Source organism: Microbacterium sp., assembly GCF_047972865.1.
In the GTDB taxonomy this organism is placed as follows: Bacteria; Actinomycetota; Actinomycetes; order Actinomycetales; family Microbacteriaceae; genus Microbacterium.
Genome location: NZ_JBKEAY010000071.1, coordinates 1 through 1940, shown reverse-complemented (window position 1 = coordinate 1940; position 1940 = coordinate 1). Strand labels below are relative to the sequence as shown.

The following is a 1940-nucleotide window of genomic DNA, read 5'->3' as shown; positions in this document are numbered from 1 at the left end:
CCAGGCCAAAGAGAACGCCCCGGCGATCATCTTCATCGACGAGATCGACGCGGTCGGCCGCCACCGCGGCGCCGGTATGGGCGGCGGACACGACGAACGCGAACAGACGCTGAACCAGATGCTCGTGGAGATGGACGGCTTCGACCCGAAGGCGAACGTCATCGTCATCGCGGCGACCAACCGACCCGACATCCTCGACCCGGCGCTGCTGCGCCCGGGACGATTCGACCGCCAGATCGGCGTCGACGCCCCCGACCTGAAGGGCCGTCAGCGCATTCTCGAGGTGCACGGCCGCGGAAAGCCTCTGTCGCCGTCCGTCGACCTGTCGATCATCGCACGCAAGACACCGGGATTCACCGGTGCCGACCTCGCGAACGTCCTCAACGAAGCGGCCCTGTTGACGGCCCGCTCCAACGCGCAGCTCATCGACATGCGAGCCCTCGACGAGGCGATCGACCGCGTGATCGCCGGTCCGCAGCGTCGTACCCGCGTGATGAAGGACAAGGAGAAGCTCATCACGGCGTACCACGAGGGCGGTCACGCCCTCGCCGCCGCGGCGATGAACCACACCGACCCGGTGACGAAGGTGACGATCCTGCCGCGCGGCAAGGCCCTCGGCTACACCATGGTGCTGCCGGTGGACGACAAGTACTCCGTCACCCGCAACGAGCTGCAGGACCAGCTCACCTACGCGATGGGCGGACGTGTCGCCGAGGAGATCGTCTTCCACGACCCCACCACGGGGGCCAGCAACGACATCGAGAAGGCCACCGGCATCGCCCGCAAGATGGTCACCGAGTACGGCATGACCATGCAGGTCGGACCGGTCAAGCTCGGCCAGTCGTCCGGCGAGGTGTTCATGGGCCGCGACATGGGGCACGGCCGTGACTACTCGGAACAGATCGCCGAGACCGTCGATGCGCAGACCCGCGCGCTGATCGAGCAGGCGCACAACGAGGCCTACCAGGTCATCAACGCCAACCGTGAGGTGCTGGATCGTCTCGCGCTCGCCCTCCTGGAGAAGGAGACGCTCGACCACCTCGAGCTGGCGGAGATCTTCCGCGACGTCACCAAGCTGCCGCCGCGCCCGCAGTGGCTCTCGAGCGAGCAGCGCCCGGTATCGGCGCTGCCGCCGGTCGAGGTGCCCCGCCGCGAGGAGGCCGGCGTGGCCGCGTCCGCCGAGGCCGACGCCGCGCAGCCGGCCCCCAGCCCGGCACGCCGGGCCACCGGACAGGCACGCCCGGCAACCGCGTAAACTCGGCGTGTGGCCGTGGATCGTGATCGTGTCGCTGCCGCTGTGCGCGACCTGCTCGAGGCGATCGGTGAGGATCCCGACCGTCCCGGTGTGAGGCAGACCCCGCAGCGGGTCGCCGACGCCTATGCCGAGTTCTTCTCGGGTATCGGCGCCGACCCCGCCGAGCCGCTCGCGCACACCATCTCGGTAACGCGCGGCCCGGCACCCGACACGCTGCCGTCCGGGGTCGTCCTGATGCGCGACATCCGGTTCCGCTCTGTGTGCGAACACCACCTGCTGCCCTTCGCGGGGCGTGCGCACGTGGGGTACCTGCCCGGCGAGCAGGTGGTGGGCCTGGGCGCCCTGCCCAAGGTGGTCGATATCCTCGCCAACCGGCCGCAGGTGCAGGAGCGGCTGGGAGAGCAGATCGCCGACACCATCGCCGAATCGCTCGACGCGCGGGGGGTGCTGGTCGTCCTCGACGCCGTGCACCAGTGCGTGACGATGCGCGGCGGCCGTCAGCCGGATGCCGCCACCGTCACGATCGCCGCTCGCGGCGCGCTGGCCGAACCGGCCGCCCGCACCGAGATCATCGCGCTGCTGAGCGGTCCGGTGTGAGGGCCCCCGCATGACCGTCATCATGGGTGTCGTCAACGTCACCGCCGACTCGTTCAGCGACGGTGGGCGCTACCTCGCCGCCGACGCC

The 1940-nt window shown here is 70.0% G+C and carries 2 protein-coding genes; both read left to right on the top strand.

The features are described from left to right. Nucleotides 1-1255: ATP-dependent metallopeptidase FtsH/Yme1/Tma family protein (locus ACK5KK_RS04460; RefSeq protein ID WP_416888887.1), on the top strand; the 1255-nt coding region annotated here is incomplete at its 5' end. Nucleotides 1256-1264: 9 nt separating this feature from the next. Next, nucleotides 1265-1852 (top strand): GTP cyclohydrolase I, encoded by a 588-nt coding sequence (gene folE / locus ACK5KK_RS04455; RefSeq protein ID WP_416888886.1) that lies wholly within the window; start codon nt 1265-1267, stop codon nt 1850-1852. Nucleotides 1853-1940: the final 88 nt, after the last annotated feature.